The 20762-nt window shown below is 32.3% G+C and carries 20 protein-coding genes; 15 read left to right on the plus strand and 5 right to left on the minus strand.

The features are described from left to right. Positions 1-5: 5 nt before the first annotated feature. The 6 genes from VOI54_RS17520 (at position 6) to VOI54_RS17545 (ending at position 7467) form a co-directional block, all read left to right on the plus strand. The gene (locus VOI54_RS17520) at positions 6-1538 is read left to right on the plus strand and encodes a RagB/SusD family nutrient uptake outer membrane protein (protein ID WP_326284581.1); all 1533 of its coding nucleotides are present in this window, start codon (positions 6-8) and stop codon (positions 1536-1538) included. Positions 1539-1549: 11 nt separating this feature from the next. Beyond that, on the plus strand, positions 1550-2989 hold the full coding sequence (locus VOI54_RS17525; protein ID WP_326284582.1) for a zinc metalloprotease: 1440 nt from the start codon (positions 1550-1552) through the stop codon (positions 2987-2989). Between the two features lie 210 nt (positions 2990-3199). Next, on the plus strand, positions 3200-4522 hold the full coding sequence (locus VOI54_RS17530) for a TlpA family protein disulfide reductase (RefSeq protein WP_326284584.1): 1323 nt from the start codon (positions 3200-3202) through the stop codon (positions 4520-4522). Between the two features lie 22 nt (positions 4523-4544). Further along, on the plus strand, positions 4545-5687 hold the full coding sequence (locus tag VOI54_RS17535) for a redoxin family protein (RefSeq protein WP_326284585.1): 1143 nt from the start codon (positions 4545-4547) through the stop codon (positions 5685-5687). Between the two features lie 72 nt (positions 5688-5759). Next, positions 5760-6227, plus strand: a complete 468-nt coding sequence (locus VOI54_RS17540) for a protein-disulfide reductase DsbD domain-containing protein (RefSeq protein WP_326284586.1) — start codon at positions 5760-5762, stop codon at positions 6225-6227. Positions 6228-6246: 19 nt separating this feature from the next. Then, positions 6247-7467, plus strand: coding sequence for a thioredoxin family protein (locus tag VOI54_RS17545; RefSeq protein ID WP_326284587.1), 1221 nt, complete (start codon positions 6247-6249; stop codon positions 7465-7467). A gap of 65 nt (positions 7468-7532) precedes the next feature. Here VOI54_RS17545 and VOI54_RS17550 read toward each other — a convergent pair whose 3' ends face one another. Both VOI54_RS17550 and VOI54_RS17555 read right to left on the minus strand, forming a co-directional pair. After that, complete coding sequence (locus tag VOI54_RS17550; protein WP_326284589.1) at positions 7533-8093, minus strand: RNA polymerase sigma factor; 561 nt, start codon at positions 8091-8093, stop codon at positions 7533-7535. Positions 8094-8417: 324 nt separating this feature from the next. Beyond that, the gene (locus VOI54_RS17555; RefSeq protein ID WP_326284590.1) at positions 8418-9245 is read right to left on the minus strand and encodes a S1 family peptidase; all 828 of its coding nucleotides are present in this window, start codon (positions 9243-9245) and stop codon (positions 8418-8420) included. A 389-nt stretch (positions 9246-9634) separates the two neighbouring features. On the opposite strand from VOI54_RS17555, the gene VOI54_RS17560 reads away from it, so the two are divergent. The 7 genes from VOI54_RS17560 (at position 9635) to VOI54_RS17590 (ending at position 16370) form a co-directional block, all read left to right on the plus strand. Next, positions 9635-10258, plus strand: coding sequence for a DUF6250 domain-containing protein (locus VOI54_RS17560; protein WP_326284592.1), 624 nt, complete (start codon positions 9635-9637; stop codon positions 10256-10258). Positions 10259-10394: 136 nt separating this feature from the next. Continuing rightward, positions 10395-11948 (plus strand): DUF4955 domain-containing protein, encoded by a 1554-nt coding sequence (locus tag VOI54_RS17565; RefSeq protein WP_326284594.1) that lies wholly within the window; start codon positions 10395-10397, stop codon positions 11946-11948. Between the two features lie 23 nt (positions 11949-11971). After that, positions 11972-12571 (plus strand): CBM96 family carbohydrate-binding protein, encoded by a 600-nt coding sequence (locus VOI54_RS17570; RefSeq protein ID WP_326284596.1) that lies wholly within the window; start codon positions 11972-11974, stop codon positions 12569-12571. Between the two features lie 34 nt (positions 12572-12605). Continuing rightward, a complete protein-coding gene (locus VOI54_RS17575; protein WP_326284597.1) occupies positions 12606-14183 on the plus strand; it encodes a sulfatase family protein in 1578 nt (525 codons plus the stop codon). A gap of 147 nt (positions 14184-14330) precedes the next feature. Then, the gene (locus VOI54_RS17580; protein ID WP_326284599.1) at positions 14331-14882 is read left to right on the plus strand and encodes an RNA polymerase sigma factor; all 552 of its coding nucleotides are present in this window, start codon (positions 14331-14333) and stop codon (positions 14880-14882) included. Between the two features lie 139 nt (positions 14883-15021). Further along, complete coding sequence (locus VOI54_RS17585) at positions 15022-15729, plus strand: hypothetical protein (protein WP_326284601.1); 708 nt, start codon at positions 15022-15024, stop codon at positions 15727-15729. A 41-nt stretch (positions 15730-15770) separates the two neighbouring features. Further along, entirely contained in the window at positions 15771-16370 is a 600-nt protein-coding gene (locus VOI54_RS17590) for a TlpA family protein disulfide reductase (RefSeq protein ID WP_326284603.1), read from the plus strand. Positions 16371-16591: 221 nt separating this feature from the next. Here the strand turns inward: VOI54_RS17590 and VOI54_RS17595 are convergent, their stop codons facing one another. Further along, a complete protein-coding gene (locus VOI54_RS17595) occupies positions 16592-17074 on the minus strand; it encodes a helix-turn-helix domain-containing protein (RefSeq protein ID WP_326284604.1) in 483 nt (160 codons plus the stop codon). Positions 17075-17362: 288 nt separating this feature from the next. Next, complete coding sequence (locus VOI54_RS17600) at positions 17363-17824, minus strand: Lrp/AsnC family transcriptional regulator (protein ID WP_326284606.1); 462 nt, start codon at positions 17822-17824, stop codon at positions 17363-17365. 171 nt (positions 17825-17995) lie between these two features. On the opposite strand from VOI54_RS17600, the gene VOI54_RS17605 reads away from it, so the two are divergent. Together VOI54_RS17605 and kbl are read left to right on the plus strand one after the other, a co-directional pair. Then, positions 17996-18955 carry an NAD-dependent epimerase/dehydratase family protein gene (locus tag VOI54_RS17605; RefSeq protein WP_326284608.1) on the plus strand — a complete coding sequence of 320 codons (960 nt, stop codon included), beginning with the start codon at positions 17996-17998 and terminating at the stop codon, positions 18953-18955. Between the two features lie 3 nt (positions 18956-18958). Beyond that, on the plus strand, positions 18959-20146 hold the full coding sequence (gene kbl, locus VOI54_RS17610; RefSeq protein ID WP_326284610.1) for a glycine C-acetyltransferase: 1188 nt from the start codon (positions 18959-18961) through the stop codon (positions 20144-20146). A gap of 327 nt (positions 20147-20473) precedes the next feature. Here kbl and VOI54_RS17615 read toward each other — a convergent pair. Further along, positions 20474-20762, minus strand: a 289-nt coding sequence (locus tag VOI54_RS17615) for a DDE-type integrase/transposase/recombinase (protein WP_326284611.1), incomplete at its 5' end; no start/stop codon positions are given.

Consider the following 20762-nt stretch of genomic DNA (forward strand, 5'->3'; position numbering starts at 1 on the left):
ATTAGATGAAAAAAATATTAAATATATTCGTGATAACCCTGATCGTTTCTGTGTTGGGGTCGTGTTCAAGTTTTTTAGATCAAAAACCTAGAAACATAGCTATTGTAAAAACAGTAGATGATTACAAAGCCATTTTGGGAAGTTATATGAGGTGGTTAAAGAACCCTGCATTTGGTGAGAATCCTGCAATCAAATTGCCAGGCTTTGATGTGTCCAGAGTGACTAATATTTATAGTGGAGAGGTTAGTATTAAACAGAGTCAAATTATTGATAATAATACGGGCTTAATAACAAACTTTGCCGATACATATATGAACTGGCTAAGCCAGTCTACTGTATCAACGTGGAATAAAAATTACATTTTTACTGGGCCTCTTAATTATATTATTGATACTGTAAATGATTCCGAAATTCCAGAAGGCATTGATGTTGAAGAATTTTTTGATGTTGCTAATTATGTAAAAGGAGAAGCTCTGGTTTGGAGGGCATGGACTTACTATAATACTTTAAGGTATTTTGCTCCCTATAAGAATAATGACCTTGGTATAGTTTTAAGTATGCATTATTATGAGGACCCAAGTGAAGCTAGGTTGGCAAGAGCTACCCAATTAGAATCTTATAATCAAATACTGTCAGATTTAAATGAAGCCTTAGAATTACTTGAAGAAACACCACCTAATGAGGAGTGGAACTTTGCCTATAACAAAGAGCATATTTATTCAATGATGGCTAGTATATATCACTTCAAGGCTTTATCTGGGGGAGCTGAAGCAAGTGATTGGGGTAATGCTATCATATATGCAGATATGGCCATAGATGGGAAGGTGCTTTCTTCAGATCCAGATAATTTAAAGAAGATGTTTAATCTTAATAATGTTACTGCATATCAAGATGATCAATTCAGTTGGAGAGTTGCTAAAATAGGTAACCTTACAGGGATGGCTTTCCGGTCGGCAGGTTATTTTGTTAATGCCAATGGTCAAGGGAACTCTAATTTTGCTATTAGGCCGCTACCGGCTGATGTTCATGTGCTCTTTGCTCCAAATGATATTCGTACTGAGGTGTATTTGAGGCCGCTTTCAGGAGGAGATTTGTTTACTATGGACAAGTATTCACTTGCTGGGGCGAATAGACAGAACAGAGGCGTCATTGTACCCTTTAGACTTGCTGATTTGTATTTAATTAAGGCTGAAGCAATGGCTAGACAAGGTATAGCAGATGCTAGTGGGGTTTTACAGGATTTCCTAAATGCACGATATACGGGTGATATCCCTGTGATTCCTGGAGAACCAGAGGTCTTATTGACTGAGATTTTGAGACAACGTAGAATAGAGTTTTTTCAGGAAAATGGTATGAGATGGCTTGAAATGAAAAGGCTTAATCTAACTTTTGATAGAGGTGTCATTGGAGGACGCTCACTTGTGTTAGAGTCTGACGATTTTAGATACGCGTGGCCTATACCAGGTACGGAGCTTGGACCGGAGTCTGATGTGATACAAAACCCTGGTTGGGAATCTATAATTAGTGTCAATTTTTAAAAAACAGAATTATGAAAAGCAATATAAAAAACAATATAAAAAATGTAGGCTTAGGAACTATTTTATCTATATTCGGACTACTCTTATTTTTAGGATCTTGTCAAAAAGAGCCCCTTCCCGTTTTTAGTAATGATGATGTATCTGTAGATTCTTTGGTTAAATTTAAAATGTATTCAAACCATTACATGTTATTGGCAGATGGGAAGGCACAATTAGATTTAAAACCCTATGTATGGAAACAATTGAAGAATGATACCATACTTATGAAAGAAGATAGAATTAAGGACGATTGGATAGAATACCATGAAATTAATGAAGGTATAAATGTTAATAGATATTTTTCTACGCCTGATGCATCTTTGATAGGAAAGGAATTAAGAATTTATGCTACCATTAAAGGAACTAACTTGGTTTCCGATACTACAACGGTAACTATTGAGGCTCCTTTGCCTGATGATGCTTATGATGTAGTAACTTATCCTGTTATTTTTCATATAGTCCAAACCCCACAAGAAGCAGAAGAGCGCTATCAAGTAACTGAAAAAACGGTAAACGATCTTATTAACAGAATGAATAGAGTTTTTAGTGGAAATGCGGTTAATACACCTATGGGAGTTGATACAAAAGTGCGTTTTGCAGCCGCAAAATATGATCCTAATGGGGAGTTGTTAAAAGAAATCGGTATTAATAGATATAAAGACACTTTAACCATTAGCCCGCTTAGGCGTGATGTGGCAACCGGAGAGTATACGGAGCCTAGAAGTAACCAGAGGTATGACAGTTTTTTAGATGTTGAAGGCATCAATTTGCATTGGCCGCAAGATAAATACCTAAATATTTGGTTAATTTCTTACGGAGGAAGTAGGCCATTTTCAATATATAGTTCGCTTTGTTTTCCTACAAGAGTAAATCCAGGGGTTACAGATTGGCCACAAGTGAGGCCAAAAAGAGGCTCTGGAGGTTCCGGAGGAGTACCAACGGTACCTACATCAAGTGATTGGTGGAAACTCAAAACATTGACCATCAATGATCATAATAATCCGACTTTTACAGGTATGAAAATTGAGTTGCAGAGTTTACCTAAGTTTGTTGATGATAATAAATATACATTGGCAGGAGTACAAGATTTTATGACCTATGTGGGAGTTTATTTTGGTTTAGAGCATACATTTGCATCCACTTCATGGTGGAGCCCATATTATGTTCCGGGAGGAGACAATGACTATTGTGATGATACTTTTAATTATACGTTTGGAGAAAATAAAGAAGTTAAGCGTATTAATGTGAATGGGGGAAGTTACGAGTTTGTAAGTGAAAATATTATGGATTCACGTGAAGGACGTCACCGGTCAATTTCCAAGGCACAAGCTCAAAGAATAAGGTGGTTTATTGAAAATTGCCCCAGAAGAACAGCTTATAAATCTGATTTTGCCCTTACAGGTATAGAATAACCATTAATAGCAATTTTTGTTTTGACCTAAATATAACTAGGTGTGTATTTTTATTTTGAGTTAGTCAGAACCACTGCTTACATGAATATTCAAAAAATGAATATTTGGCAGGTAGTGGTTTTTTATTTCCCATAACCAAAATATGACTTCAATTTGTAACTAACTATCCATTTAATAAAATCACAAATTATAATTAAAGACAATAAAGAAATGATAATTAAAAAGATTCTTCTAACAAGTATTATAATTGTTTTTTTAGGAGCTTGTAATACAGAGATACCTAAAATTAAAATAAGTGGAAACATTAAAGATACTAAAAGTTTAGCTCTATTAGATGCCAGATGGGACCCTTGGTCTACACAATTAACGCCCTACGCTTTTTACAAGCCAAACGCAGAGGGAGAAATTAATATTGAAACCGATAGTATTTCTGAAGGATATTATATGGTAGGTTTTAATAACCTCATGTATTTGAAACCTGGTTTAGATTATAAAATTGAAAAGAATAAAAGAGGCCTGGTTTCTAGATCACACTCATACATGAACAATTTTTATGTATATGAAAAGGATAAAGAGGTAGGCGAATTATTAAACTCGGCAAAAATAAATAATTGGAGTTTTACGGAGTATTGTAAAAAAATTGAAAGTAGTTGTGAACGTTTTTCTAATAACTTGAGCATCATAGTAGATAAAGATATTAAAGAAATAGAAACCTATAGATTAAACATGTTTATAGTGTTTAGTAAGTTAAAATATGGTTTAAAAGCAAAGGATAATAAATTCTCTTCGGATTATGTGAAATTTGTTAATAAAATGTCTTTTAATAATCAGGAATTCATCTTGTTACCAAGATGGTGGAGTTGGTTAGCAGATTATTTTAAAGTGAAGCAGAAGATTGAAAGAATTACCGAAGAAAAAAAGAATAATCTGGAGTATCAAATAACTTTTTTAGAAAATCCAACCGTAAAAAAAGCATGGATTTGGGATGTGGTTTCTAGAACGCATTTGTATGATGATGCTAATTATGAAAACATGATAGTTGCCAAAAAGTATCTTCGAAATCCGAAACAGATAGAAATTATTAATGCCAAACTTAAAGGCATGGAGAATTGTTTAAAGGGTGAGAATTTCTGTGATCTCAAATTTCTAGATACTAATGGCAATGAGTTTTCATTTAGTAAGTACAAAGGAAAGTACGTATACTTAGATTGTTGGGGGTTTAACTGTCCTATTTGTGTACATCATTTGCCTTACTTACATAAATTAAAGGAACGGTATGCTGGCAATAATAATATAGAGATTGTTTCACTCTGCTTAGGTAAGGATATTGAGAAATGGAAAAAATTGTCAAAAAAGTTTAATATCACAGGAGAAAATCTTTTAAATCAGTTAAATGGTTTTTCAAGCTTATATAATATAACCACCATACCTCGTTACATGCTCATAGATAAAGAAGGAAAGCTTATGAGCGTAAATGCTTTGAATCCAACAAAGAAAGAACTGGTAAGTCTCCTGGACTCTTTAGTTAAATAAGTTAAATATTAAATATAGAATTATGAAAATTAAATCACTTATAGTACTTTTTGTACTGACAAGCTTTTATTGCACCTCTTATGCTAAAGGTGAATCCAAAAGATATAGTGTTACCGGAACGTTTAACGGTATTGAAACAGGAAGTATTTCGATTTATGGGAGTACTATTGAAAAAACCATTGAGATAAAAGATGGTAAATTTTTTATGGAAGGCGAGTTGGATGAACCTCAATTTTTACTTCTCTTGGTGTCTAATAAAGCAGAGAGAATATCAGGTGATAGTCGAATGAGAATCTTTCTGGATGATTCAGATATACAGGTTAAAGCTGGATTTGATAAATGGGGTAGTGTAATAGCAAAGGTTACAAATGGTAAATTGCATGCTCAATACGAGAAGCAGCTTAAGACCTTTTCAATTTTAGACTCTATTGGAATGACAAAATCTCACAGAGATGTGGCTAGGCTTAAAGGAGAATTTGAGAAGGCAGAGTTGCTTGATAAAAAATACCTGGGGCAGGGTCAGGAGTTTTTAGATATATTGGGAAAAACAAAAGGTTGGAAGAATAGTGTGACTTTTGCCAATATCATGACGGATAACTTTTATAGTTTACCCTTAAAAGTAGCAAAAAAGGTACGTAAAAAATTTGATAAACAATTGGAGTCTTCTTTTTATGTCAAAAAGATGGATAAATATATGGCCGGTAAAATAAATGTCCAGGTGGGGAAGAAAGTGCCGGATTTTAAATTTAAAGATGAACATGGAAAAGTATATACCAGAGATGATTTTAAAGGAAAAACAATTTTAATAGATTTCGGGAATTATTATTGTCATTTCTGTGTAAAGGAAGTCCCTTATGTTGTTAAAATGAGTCAGAAGTATAAAGATAAAGGTTTGGTACTGCTTAGTGTTTCCGTAGATAGCGAGAGTCTTGTTAAAAAAGACCATGAAAGGTTGTCGAAGTATATTTCTAAACATAAATATGATGTAAATAGATATGCCTTATCTCCTCTTTCTCCTGAAGAAAATAATAATACAGCGTTCTCTTTTGGGATAGATGGTTATCCATATATATTAATGGTAAATGAGAAAGGTGTTATTGTAGGTACGGACCTTAGAAGTAAATATTTAGAAAGGGAAATAGATAATTATTTTGCTAAAAAATAGCCTTAATTTTTCTAAGTCTTTTGATTTTAGGATAGGTCGTCACCCTGTCAAAATATTTAAAAACCATTGTCAATGAATTATATGAAAAAGTACGTATTGTTACTAGGTCTATTATTTACAGCTTATGTACAATCACAGATTATAAGTCCCTTAAACTGGAACCTTAGTGTTGAGAAAATTTCAGAAACAGAATATAATTTGATAGCCATTGCTAATATTCAAGAGGGGTGGCACTTATATTCACAAAAATCATCACAGGAAGATGGGCCTTTGCCTACAAATTTTTCTTTTGATAAAAGCCCTGATTTTGCATTGGTAGGTATTTGTGTTGAAGATAAAGGGCATACAGAGTATGATGAAACCTTTGAGACAAATATAACTTACTTTTCTAATAAGGCAACTTTTAAGCAAAAGGTCAAGCTGGTTAAGCCCATAACATCAATAGAAGCTAAAGTTAGCTACATGTGTTGTAGTGATATACAATGTACGCCACCTTTGAGCAATGATCTGGTTTTTAATATAAAAAAGAGTGAACTATAAAATACAAAGAAAACAGAAAATGAGAAACACATTATTTACGGTAGTAATATTATTAGTGTCTATGCATATGTTTGGGCAAGGGATTGAATTTCAGTCTTATACCTTTGATGATGCATTGGCTAAGGCAAAGAAAGAGGACAAGCTTATTTTTATAGATTGCTATACCCAATGGTGCGGGCCATGTAAGGTATTAACCAAGAGTATATTTCCCCAAAAAGAGGTTGGTGATTTTTTTAACAAAAAATTTATTAGCCTAAAAATGGATATGGAGGCTGGTGAAGGTATAAACTTAGCAAAAAAGTATACCATTTCTGCATATCCAACACTCTTATTTTTGGATGCTAATGGAGATGTAATAAGAAAAGAAGTGGGAATGAAAAGGGCAGATGAACTTATAAAAAATGCTAAAGATGCTGCAAACCCATATAATACACAGGAGGCTTTAGTTAAGCGCTATGCAAATGGTGAGCGTGATTTAGAATTTTTGAACCTATACGTAAGATCACTTTTAGCATCAGGGAAGAAAGATAAGTTAGACGAAGTAGGAAAGGATTTTGCAGAGCATATTAGTGAAAATGAATTAATCAATCCTGAAGTATTGTTCATTTTGTTTAATACAGTTGCTCTAAAGTATAAAAGTGATTTATTCTATAGTATTTTAGAAAATAAAGAGAAGTTTCTTGCTCATACTTCTGTTAAGCCTAAAGATTATGATCAGTTGATACAACAATCTATGAATTATTATCTATATGATATTACTCAAACAGGCAGCTTAGAAGAATTAGATGAGGCTATCTTAGAGACGCATGGTGTATATATATATGATGATCAGCCTATGACTGAAGCAAATATGTATGATGAGTGGTATATAGCAAACAAGCAGTATGATAAATGGTTTGACAGAACTGCAAAATTTGCAAGGGACATTCTTGCACAGGATGCTATATACGGATCAAGAATTGCCAATAATATTCTTAATAAAGTCACAGGAAAGTTTGCAGGCGAAATAAATGAAGAGGTTTGTAATAGTGCGATTAAATTAGCAAAAGAAGTGCACGAAGTAAACCCTGATAATTATGTGACTTATTTTTATACAACAAAGCTGTATGTGAAGATTGGAGATAGGGAAAATGCCCTCGCTAATATTAATACTTGTATAGAGAAAGAGTTCAAGGCTAAAAAAGGGAAAAGCAAAAATAAGCGAATATCAGATCTTAAGGAGGATGTTCTAGCCATGTAGATTAGCTATTTTGGATATAAAAAATAAAAAAGGTGGGTTTTTAGAAATCCACCTTTTTTATTATTTTATATTAACTGCAAAAGCAATAATATGCTGTGGTGGTTTTTGAGTTTTATTCTTAGCTCTTTAATAGCTCTTGCTTTATGAGTTTTAACGGTGTTTAGGCTAACATCTAAACTTGTAGCTATTTCGTTTAGAGAAAAGCCTCTTAAAGTTAGTTCCATGACTTCCCTTCTTCTTTGAGGCAAACTAGCAATAGCTAAATATAATAGCCTATTCAGTTCTTCCTCAATTAAAATATTTCCAAATTCAAAATTAACAACAGTAGTTTCTTTTTTTTTGTTTAAAATACGTTCTCTGTTTTTTTTATCTCGGTAGGTATTAATGGACTTATTATGTACTGATGTGTATAAAAACTTTACAAGATGAGAAGGGGTGCTAAATTCTGATTTTTTTTCCCATGCTTTGTTAAAAATGATCATGACAATGTCTTCACCTTCCATATCATTAATGGAGTGACGAACAGCAAAAGAGACAAGAGTAGGGTATAGGCTTTCAAAAATATTTTTAAATGCCCCTAAACTTCCTTTTTTGAATTTTTTAAATGTTTTTTCATTTATTGTCATGATTTAATTAAAAGTATTCAGTAATTTTTCGCAAAGCTAAAAGGATTTATTGTAAAATATAAGAATATAATATATTTTTAACATTTGTGGGTTTCGCAAAAAATAGAACGCATTATTTTTAATGATTTTGATTTTAGTATTTATATTTTAATAAGTTGTTATTTATTAATAGTTTAAAAATGTATTTCATAACTAATGAATGATATAGTCTTAGAAAATCCAACTCTTTTTACTCCTTTTGTTTTTATTCATAGAAATAATAATATATCGTTTTTAAGCCTGGTATAACAGTAGCGTTTTAATAACAGAGCCTTGATAGTTTTTTTATGGAATCATGTTATATAGTTCAGAAACAGGAATGATGGATTTTACTACCATTTGATTATCCGTTTGTGCATTTAGGGCGTGCGTGGAAGACACAACTCCTATCACCTCTCCTTTGGTGTTTATTACTGGAGCCCCACTGGATCCTCTAGCGAAATCCGCTGAGATACTAGCTCTTAGGCTCTTATCTTTCTTATTCATATAGAATCGAGTGATTTCACCGGATGAATAGGTGTAAAATTCTCCAAAAGGGTGGCTTATTACATTAATGTCATCTCCAATTTTAGCATTAGAGGTTTTTAGAGGTAAAGAAGTTAGTTGTTTTTTGGCCTGTATTCTAAAAACGGTAAGGTCCTTACCTTTATCAGAAGAGATTACTTGAGTAACCGGGTAGGCGTTACCCTTATAGTCAAAAGCAAAAACGGCTAAATTTTGAGACTCTTTTTTTTTATTTTGGCTAAAAACATGATGGTTGCTAACGCATAATCCGTCATCACTAATGAGAAAGCCAGAAGCAATTGTGGTATGGAAGTTTGGGCATTTGTCACATAAATATAATATGGATAGAATTAAAACACTTTCACGACTCTCATTATAATTGAAAACGTTTTCTTTAGATCCATTTTCTTTGCTTTTTTTGGAGCTTGTTGATTTTATATTGGTACGACTTATTAGCGAATTAAATCTGGTAAAATTGTTTTCTTCATACATTTTTATCGATTGTTCATTAATGTGGTTTCTCATAGATGAGTCATCATAAATAAAGTTGCTAATAATAAAAGGATTTGTGTTAGTCTGTTGTCCCGTAGAATCAATACTGAACAGCATAGTTATGCCTATGCAAGATATTAACTTTAGAAAGTTCATTTTTGGTAATTGTATTTAATTTAAAAAAATATGATGGTTTTTTTAGGTCCCCCTCAAGACTATAACACATGAGATTGTATTTAAGGTGACATATGGTTTCAATTTTTACAATACTCTCAAATTGAATAGCTTGAAAGACTTTAAAGTATTGGTACATAAATATTTTTTCGTAACTATGGGAATACAAAAAAGGATTGCATAAAGACGATGTAATTCGCTTTCGGTTAATGCGTGTTCTAAAGTATAGGGGGTGCATTTTTGAGAATAGAAATATGTTTTTTAAAATTGTAAATTCAATGATAAAATCAATTTTGAGCGTTTTATTGTTATGCTTTTTTCTAGCTTGTAAAATGGAAAAAGTAATTTATTCCGGTGAGATTATTCGAAAAAAAAATTGGGTAGTAGAACAGCAACCAGGAGGTACAGTAACTTTTAATTCTAATATAATTGAAATAAATGATGCAAAAGGATGTACACTATGGTTAAAATATAAGTTGGAAGGCCCTGTTAAAATTGAATATGACGTTACAGTAATAGATGAAGGCGGAAAATACGACAGAGTATCAGATTTGAATTGTTTTTGGATGGCAAACGATCCCAAAAACCGAACCGATTTTTTTAAAAATTCAAAAAACCGAAATGGTAAGTTTTCAAATTATCATGAATTAACCCAATATTACGTTGGATATGGCGGCCATAACAATTCTAAAACACGATTTAGAAGGTATAATGGTAATATTGAAAGACCTTTATTGCCTGAACATGATTTGGATAACTCTGAATTTATGATAACGGCAAATAAAATGATGCATATTACTTTAATAGCAAAAGGTAATGATATTCTGTATTTAAGAAATGGAGAAGTAATCTTTAAATTATATGACCCGGAACCTTATACAAGCGGGTATTTTGGGTTCCGCACGGTAAATAACCATATGATTATAAAAGGATTCAAGGTTTCTGAGATTCATTAAAACTTTTCTTTGTTTTAAATGTCATCTAAAATGTAATTTCATGGGTTATTCTTTTGTAAGTCATAATAAACATACTCCATTCTGTAAAAATGAAGACTATACTGTTGTTAAAAAAATATAGTTCAAAAACTTAAATATGATGTGTAATAAATTCGTGTTAGGAGTATTTTCTATAGTAATATTAAGTTGTGGAGCACAACAAAGTAAAGTATGGGAAAATTATAAGGAGTCAAAAAAAATGGGTAAGGAAGCCATGCTTCCTGATTTTTCTTATGCAGGATATAAATATAGTGAAGAGGCAATTCCTAAAGTCAATTATAAGGTTTTTAATGTCATCGACTTTGGAGCTAAAGTAAATGATGATAAATCAGACAAAAATGCTGTAAAAAAAGCTATCGAGGCCGCCATGGTAAATGGAGAAGGTATTATTTTTTTCCCTAGGGGGAAATATATCATTAATACAGGGAATGATGATTTAACCCCAATTTTGATAACGTCTTCAAAAATAGTTCTCCGAGGAGAAGGAACTGAAGAAAATGGAACAACCATATTTTTTGATAAAGATTTACCTCCTAAAAACCCCAATCAATTATGGTCAACTCCAAAGGCAATTAAAGCTACCAGCACTAAGAGTAATAAATTTTTAGCAAACATTATTGCTAACACAAAACGAGAAACATATAGTGTTAAAGTTTCAGATCCTTCTAAAATTAAAAGAGGAGATTGGGTGATTTTAGAAGTTAAAAACAATAGTAAAGATTTAATAGAGTATGACCTACAGCCAATTAAGCCAGCTCCGGAGTGGACATCTATTCTTGAAAAAGGAGTGGTAGTTAATGAGCGTCATCAGGTGGCATCCGTGAATGGAAATACCGTTACTTTTTTTGAACCCATTCATTATGATATTCAAAAAAAACATGGGTGGAAGCTTTCTAGGTTTGCTCATATTGATCATATTGGGTTTGAAAGTATTGTATTTGAGGGAAATTGGCTAAAGGAGTTTAAACATCATAGATCAGCTCAAGACGATGGAGGGTGGAGTATTTTAAGTATTTCTAAAGCTGTTAATTCTTGGATAAAGGATTGTAAATTTAAAAATGTCAACAATGCGGCCAATTTTTCACTTTCTGCCGCCTGTACTGCTATAAATATTGAAATAGAAGGAAATAGAGGGCATGCTTCAATCTCAGCAGCAGGTGGGTCAACAGGTATTTTATTAGCAAAAATTGAAGATACAGCCGGAATGCATCATGCGGTAGGTGTTGGAGGAGGGAGTACCACTGGGACTGTTATATGGAAATGTAAATATCCGGCAAATACTTCATTTGAGTCACATGCCTCTCAACCACGATGTACATTGTTTGATAACATAGAGGGAGGGTTCTTTTTGGGAAGAGCAGGGGGAGCCCGACAAAATTTGCCAAATCATGGACGTTATTTGGTTTTATGGAACTATAACGAAATAGATGAAGCTGAAGTGAATTTTGATTTTCAATCAAAAAGAACCTGGTACTGGCAAATGGTACCTCCAATAATTGTTGGGTTTCATGGAGCGGGTACCACTTTTAATGAAAAGGAAGTACAGGTTAATGAGAGTCATGGTGTTCCGGTTAAACCAGAGTCTTTATTTGAGGAACAGCTAAAACTTAGACTTGGAAAGCTTCCAAATTGGATGTTAGAAATGGATTAAATAGGAAACAAAAAAATATGTTCATGAAAGCACTTTTATATATTATTACTTCAATATCTGTCTTAGTGGTACCTGTTCAGGCTCAAAAAAATAAAATAAAAGTTTCTGAGGATACCTATATTGAGGCAGGATTGTCTGCAAGGATTCCTATGGGTGAAAAAGACTCAAAAAATATTAAGGTTTTTAAATCAGAAGGAACAGATAAACAATCTCGAACAGGGTTGTTGAAATTTAAAATCCCTGGGCATATAAAATCTTATAAGCGTGTATCATTATATTTATATGTGCTGGTTAATAGGAAAGACCATATTCCTAATGCTATGTTTAATCTAAATGTCTTTGGTGTTCAAAATGATGAATGGAGTGAACTTAAGATAATTTGGGATGACAGAATAAAAACAGGAAGTTTATTAGGAACAAAAAGTATCCCCCAAAGTTTTAATAAAAAGAGGGAATTGGTGAAAATAAGACTTAAGATAGGGGCGTTTAAAAAATTAATTGATAAGAATAGAGATACCATTGTTTCTTTGGCATTAGCTAATACAGAGTTTAATAAAATAAATGCTGTTATCTCTACAAAAGAAAGGTCGATGAAACAGGCAGCTTATTTAGTTATAGAATGAGTTATAGATGTAAAGAAGTATTTAAAACACGAATATGACTACAAATAATTATCTGCTTTTATTTTTTGTGATTTTTTCAATCAATACTAAGGCACAGAAAAAAGAAGTTATACGGTTAACTGAAAAACCAAATGTTCTTATCATTTTTCCGGACCAATTAAGAAGGTATAGCGCAGGCTTTTGGTCTGAAAGTAAATACAAAAGTAAAGTTATAGGGAAGCCTGATCCGGTTGTAACACCTAACATAGACAGGTTAGCAAAAAATGGGATTGTTTTTACTCAGGCAATAAGTAATTACCCTTTATGCAGTCCCTATAGAGGCATGCTGCTTTCGGGAATGTTTCCTGAACAAAATGGAATTTGGTCCAATTGTCATAAAAATAGAGATGATAGTTTGAAAGATGATGTAGAGACAATAACAGACCTTTTCTATAAAGCCGGGTATAATACTTCTTATTTTGGAAAATGCCATTTCACAAATAATAAACCTGTATTTGACAAAAAAGGTAATTATGTGGGGGCAACTGAAGCTCCTGGGGGCCACTATATTAATAGTTATGATACATACGTGCCTCCTGGAAGAGCGCGTCATAATATTGAATATTTCTATCAATCAATAAAAGATATTCATTACAATCCACATGTATATTCCAATGATCCAGGTGCTATTGAAGGAAAAAAAGACGGCGAATTACATTTGCCAAAAGTTTTTTCTCCAAAAAATGAGGCTGCCAAAATTATAGGCTATCTGCAAAACAAAAACGGACAAAGAGATTCAAACAAACCTTTTTGTATGATTTGGTCCTTAAATCCTCCACATAACCCGTGGACGGATGAAAGTACTGATATGGGAGTGTTGAGAAATTATTATGATACGGATAAGTATCCGGAAGTAGACGAGACGTTAGTTGTTCGAGAAAATGCAGATGTTGAAGTTGCTAAATATGCCAGACATTACTTTGCAAATGTTACAAGTACAGATAAGTATATAGGTGTTGTAATTGATGAACTTGAGAAAATGGGAGCGTTAGATAATACTATAGTTATATTTAGTTCAGACCATGGAGAAATGTTAGGGAGCCATGGTTTAAAGGGAAAGAATGTTATTGAAATGGAAGCTCTGGCAATACCATTTATTGTGCATTGGCCAAAAGGTATAAAAGCGGGGGGGATTACCGATTTATTGTTAAGTGTTCCAGATGTTCTGCCAACAACAATGGGGCTAGCAGGATTGGAAGAAAATATTCCGGATTCTAAAGAAGGAACAAATTTTGCTGACCTTCTTATGAACCAATCTTCAAGTAATATTAAAAAGCCGGATGGCGTATTATTGATGTTAGGCAACTCAAGAGGGGTTTTAACAAGTAGATATACGCTTTGTTTAGAAGAAAATAAAAGACCGTGGGAGAAAAAAAAAGGCTCAAAATTGGATAATATCTTTATATATGACAATGTTAATGACCCATACCAATTGCGTAAAATCAGTTTAGAAAACAAACCAAAAGTGGCCAAAAAACTACTGGTTCAACTTGGTAAACTTTTAAAAAGAGCAAATGACCCCTGGTTTCAGAGTAGGAGATATAAAGAGATTATACCATATCCAATGAAATAATGTCATCTAAGACCATTCAATGAAGAATCTATTCTCTTTCCTAAAATGAAAGTAAAAGTGTTAATAAGTAGCAGGCCGTGGTTATTTTAAAGCACAGAGGAAGAGAACGCACTATTGATGGCTTGTTTGCTTTTATTAAGAAATAGTATGTTAAAAAATAAAAGATTAATTCAAGACATAAATGTTGAAGACGAAAAAGACTTCAATAAACTTTATCAGGAACATTACAATGCCTTATACATATACCTTTTAAGGTTTACTTTGGATAAGAAAAATGTTGAAGACATTGTACAAGACACTTTTACACATATTTGGTATAAAAGAAAACAGATAAGCATAAATACGTCTTTTAAGAGCTACCTGTATAAAACTGCTTATTATAAGTTAATAGACGTACACAGGCTTAATATAAAGAACGATAGACTGCTTTCTTCTTATAACTATGTAGAACATACATTGTCTTCAAAAATTAATGATGATATTACCGAAAAACATTTAGAAAGCTTAGAAGCATGTATTAGTGTTTTGCCTCCTAAATGTAAAGATGTATTTATAGCCCATAAAATTTCTGGAAAGAAACATAAGGAGGTAGCTAATGAAATGGGCATATCAATAAAAACAGTAGAAAATCATATAACTAAGGCCTATAAGACATTAAGAAATTGTATGAATAATTCATGTTCATCTCTCAATATTTAAAATAATGTTAAAAAAAACAAAGTTGTCATCTTAGTATACTATCCATGTGTTTTTTAATAAAGGCATAAAGTCACATGATTAATACATTCGATATGAAAAAATACTATTATTATCTTTATTCGCTATGACTGCTTTCAAGATGAAAGCTCAAATTGATTATACCTTAATTTCGGGTAAAATAACGAATAAGACAGACAAAGAATTTACTATTAATAGTCTCCTAAACACTTATCCAAAAGTTAAAATTCCCATTAAGGTATCTGCAACAGGGACTATTTCGGATACCATTGGATTGAAAGAAGGCAAATATTATTTGTATAATGAAAAGAATGCCATTCCAATTTATATAAAACCAGGACATAACCTTGTTATAAACTTTGATGCAGAAAATTTTAAGAAAACTCTTTCTGTCTCAGGAAAAGGCTCTATCATTTGTCATTATTTAAGTGACAAATACCGGATAACCAAAGAAAAAACTAAAGACAAAGGCGCACTGTATAAGCTTGAAGAAAAAGAATTCAAAAAACTTTTTCAGGCTATTAAATTAGCTCATACTTCGTTATTGGAGTCCTATAAAAACATTTCAGATAGTCAGTTTAGGGGCCAAGAGAAAAGAGATATTAACTACGCTTATTTAAAAAAGTTGATTCAACACACATCCCTTCATCCATATCTTACGGGAAAAGAGGGTTATAAACAATCTGAGAACTTTTTAAATGAGTTAGATGAAGTAAATTATTCAATTGAAGAGGATTATCTTCTTTCTAATAATTATAGATTCCTTTTAAGTGTTTATTTCACCATGATGAGAAATAAAATTATGAAAAAAAACCAGAACTTAATATAAATGAGGCTTACTTAGAAGGTTTGAATAAAATCAAAAGTGAAATGGTTAAAAACGAAGTATTCTTCGATTACACAAAGGCATTTTTGACACCTAATGATGGTGCTGAGAGATCTAAAGATTTTTACAATTCTTTTATGGCTAATTCTACAAATGAAGCTAACAAGAAAGAAGCTACAAAAATATACAAGAACCTCTTAAATATGGTTGAAGGAAGTGCATCCCCAAAATTCGTTAACTACGAAAATTACGCTGGTGGAGTATCCTCTCTTGATGATTTTAAAGGAAAGTACGTTTATATAGATGTTTGGGCTACCTGGTGCGGTCCATGTAGGTACGAAATTCCTTTTTTATCAAAAGTAGAAAAGAAATATCACGGAAATAAGGATATTGAATTTGTTAGTATTTCTATTGACAAAGCAAAAGACCGTGATAAGTGGAGAAAAATGGTTTCGGACCAAGGTATGGGTGGAGTTCAGTTACTTGCAGATAAAGAGTATGATTCGGAATTTATAAAAGAATATGGAATTACAGGAATTCCAAGATTTATTTTAATAGACCCTGATGGGAATATGATAAAAACGGAAGCACCGAGACCTTCAGATCCAAGGTTAATTGAATTGTTTGATTCTTTAAATATTTAATAAAAAACAAGTGAAATTATCATAAGAACCAGATTCATGGTTAAAAATCATTATACGAGGGAGTGACACCATAAATGGATCTACTACACCACTAAGAGTGTTCGAGGTTCCCAGTTTCATAAAAGTATGTAAAGGCCTTTCATTAAGGAGGGGTTAACATTGGTTATTTTTGACTAAAATAATTGAACTAAATAAAATTAAGGCTTAATTAATAATTGGAGTCATGATACTTTAAGTATCCTTCTATAGTTTTGACGATACTTTGATGGTGACATGCCCTTAAATTTGTTGAATTGCCTATGAAAGAAGCTAAGATTATTATACCCCACTTCATATCCAACTTGGGAAATAGAGTAATCTGTACCAATTAATAGTTTACTAGCTAAACTTATTTTATACTCATTTACAAATTCAAAAAATGACTTATTAAATGTTTTTTTAAAGAACCGACAAAAAGCTTCCTTACTCATAGAAACCTTTTCGGCAATTTCGTGTAATCGAATTTGTTTTATATGGTTTTTTCTAACATAATCATAAATTAGATTAATACGACCACTTTCTTTTAACGATAAGTTATCAGAAAAGCTAGTGCTAGCAAGCAATTCGAAATCTTCAAAAAAAGTAAGCTTCTGTAGTATTCTGATAAATGAGAGTAAACGTTCTAAAGGGCTTAAATGGATAAGTTCAATTAAAGAATCTTCCATTTCCTTAGACTTTAATTCATTAAATTTAATGCCTCTGGCTGATAGCTTTAGTAGTTTTTTTATTTCAAAAGTAAGGATATTTGAAAACGAAGGAGTTAATGCGACAGAACCTACTATAGAGCCTTAAGGGAAAGTTATACTAGTAAAGTCAAAGTATATTTAATATTAATATTTCATATTGTTTATTAGTTTGAGTTAGTTTAATTGAAGAAATCCTTAGCCTGGTTTGGGTTAAGGATTTTTTATGTGAGAAATTTGATAAATGGAAACAAGCTAACACAACATCAGTTAAAAGTAATATTCAGTAGTTTGAAAAATTTCTTTAAGTACAAAATAGCTTTCTAGAACCCCAATATTTTCAATCTTTGATAGTTTCAATCTTATAAATTCATGATACGTATCTAAGCTTTCTAGGTTGATCTTTAAAAAAAAATCAACTTTTCCTGCCATATGATAACATTCCTGAACTTCTTTAAGAGACTTAATCTGTTTGTCAAATTTATCAATAAATCCCTCATTATGGTATCGTAATGAAACCATACAAATAGCAGTGATAGGCCTTTTGATTAAGGTTTTGTCAACTATTGCAACATATTTTTTTATATAACCGAATTTTTCAAGCCTCCTTATTCTTTCATAAACGGGGGAAACTGTTAAATTTAGAAGCGTCGCAATTTCCTTTGTTGTTTTTTTTGAATCATTTTGTAAGATTCTTAAAATTTTAAGATCTACATCGTCTATTCTTTCCATACTTAAGATAAGTTAAAATTACTTCAATTATGCTTTTTTTACACTCTGTAAAGTTAATAAAACTGTTAAGTGTAATAATTAAAACAATATAATCTTAATTTTTGTTTTTTTAAAGTTAAAAAGGCTGATTATTGTTGTATTTTTATAATTTTATGCTTTTAATAATTTAAAATGAAGGAAAAAATTTTAGTTACTGGGGCTAGTGGACAACTAGGGGCTGTCTTGACAAAGCGGCTCCAAGATAAGTTTGGGGTTGAAAATGTTATAGCGACAGATTTAAATAATATTAAAACATATAATGGGTGTTTTGAAGTTCTGGATGCCACAGATTATGATCGCGTGCAATTTTTAGTGAAAACATACGCTATTACCCAAATCTATCATATGGCAGCTATATTGTCTGCAAATGGTGAAAAAAATCCTTTTCAGACATGGGAAGTGAATATGAAAACGCTTTTCAATATCTTGGAAGTTTCTAGACACAATAATATTACCAAAGTTTTTTTTCCAAGTTCAATAGCTGTTTATGGTTCTGATTTTCCCAAGGTGAATACGCCTCAGACGTTTAGCACAAGCCCTCAGACTGTTTATGGCGTTAGTAAAGTGGCAGGAGAGAATTGGGCTAACTATTATTGTCATAAATACGGGTTAGATATTCGTTCAATAAGATATCCAGGAGTAATTGGTCATCAGTCATTGCCGGGTGGAGGTACAACAGATTATGCTGTTGAGATGTATCATAAGGCAGTTAAAAATGAAGTTTTTGAGTGTTTCCTTAATCATGATGCTGTATTGCCTATGATTTATATGGAGGACGCTATAAATGCCACCATTGATATTATGGAAGCTCCGTTTAGGGATATAAGGGTAAGGACGTCATATAATATATCCGGATTGAGTTTTAGTCCAAGTCAATTGGCGGAATCTATACAATCTATTTTTCCTGAATTTAAAATAAGATACAACCCGGATTTTAGGCAAAGAATTGCAGATAGTTGGCCCGAAAGTGTAGACGATTCTGAAGCTAGGGAAGATTGGAAATGGCAACCGAAATATGATATAAATACTATGACAAAGGATATGGTCATGCATTTAAGATTAAGGTATTTTAATGAAACACAAAATATATAAGTTATGTACAAGTCAATTAAGGATGAATTACAAAAGGATTTAGAATCCATTAAGTTAAATGGACTGTTTAAAAAAGAAAGAGTCATTACTTCAAAACAGGGTTCTCAGATTAGTACAGCATCTAATCATAACGTATTAAATTTTTGCGCAAATAATTATCTTGGGCTCTCCTCAAATGAAGAGATAATCAATGCTGGTATTGAAACTCTGAAGGTATATGGTTATGGCCTTTCCTCAGTTAGATTTATTTGTGGTACTCAAGATATACATAAGAGATTAGAAGAAAAGACAGCTCAGTTTTTGGGTATGGAAGACTGTATTTTATATGCTGCAGCATTTGATGCTAATGGTGGGCTTTTTGAACCACTACTTTCAAAAGAAGATGCAGTTATTTCGGATGAGCTTAACCATGCCTCAATAATTGATGGGGTTAGACTTTGTAAAGCCAAACGTTTTAGATATAGTCATAATGATATGACAAGTCTTGAAGAACAATTGAAATTAGCATCCTCACAAAGGCGAAAATTAATAGTGACAGACGGATCTTTTTCAATGGATGGGACGGTTGCGCAATTGGATAAAATTTGTGATTTAGCAGATAAATATGAAGCTTTGGTTATGATTGATGAATGTCATTCGACAGGCTTTATTGGTAAGAGGGGAAGAGGGGTTCATGAGTATCATAACGTGATGGATAGAGTAGATATTATTACAGGGACTTACGGAAAAGCTTTAGGTGGTGCGTCAGGAGGTTTTACGGCTGCAAGAAAGGAGATAGTTGATATTTTAAGGCAGCATTCCAGACCATATTTGTTTTCTAATTCTGTTGCTCCGGTTGTAGTTGGGGCCTCTTTGAAAGCTTTAGAAATTATATCAGAATCTACATACTTAAAAAATAAGCTAGAAAAGAATACAGCGTATTTTCGTTCAGAAATGACAGCTGCGGGATTTGATGTTTTGCCCGGAATTCATCCTATTGTAGCTATTATGCTTTATGATGCTAAATTAGCTCAAAAGTTTTCTGAAAAGCTTCTGGAAGAAGGTGTATATGTAGTTGGTTTTTTCTATCCTGTAGTGCCTAGAGGTAAAGCTCGGATTAGAGTACAATTGTCCGCGGCTCATGAAATCAAACAAATTGAAAAGGCAGTAAAGTGTTTTGTCAAAATAGGGAAGAAGCTAAAGGTTGTTTGATGGGGTTAGTTTTGATTGTAAAAGGCCGTTATTTATTTGTATTTGAAATAATTATTTTATCTCGCTGCTTATATAATATGGCTAAGTGGTTAAGTTGTATCTGGCTTTAACTATTAACTGGAAATTTGACGAGTATAAAATCAAGCTTATCCTAATAAATAATCTTGAAAGATATATTAACATTGAGTAATTGGGATGCGTGGAGTGATGATTTGAAGAAATTAGTGTTAAAATATATTCTGTACACCATTAAAATTTTGTCTAAACTGGGACGGGGGGCTGTCTCATTAATTATATAGAGCTGTATTTTTAAAAGAGAATCTAGTTTCAAGAAGCTAGAGCGCAAAAAGTTTTGAACGTTGAAGATTTGGGTTTCAAGATTTGATCTTTTCTAATCATATGTATTATTTCTATTCCTGCTAGTGTTCTTTGTGCTGATTCAAATTCTTTAAACCCAGTTGAAATTACCATTCTTCTTTTAATGCTCCGGTGATCTTGCTCTATAATATTGTTCAAGTATTTGACTCGTCTAATCTTTATCTTTTTTCTAGTGAAGCTTCTTTTATTCCAAGTCTTTATTCCGGCCGTATTAGCATCGCTTTTATCTATGTTTATG

Origin of the sequence: Alterotamlana spongicola, assembly GCF_035818475.1 — a bacterium.
In the GTDB taxonomy this organism is placed as follows: domain Bacteria; phylum Bacteroidota; class Bacteroidia; order Flavobacteriales; family Flavobacteriaceae; genus Cognatitamlana.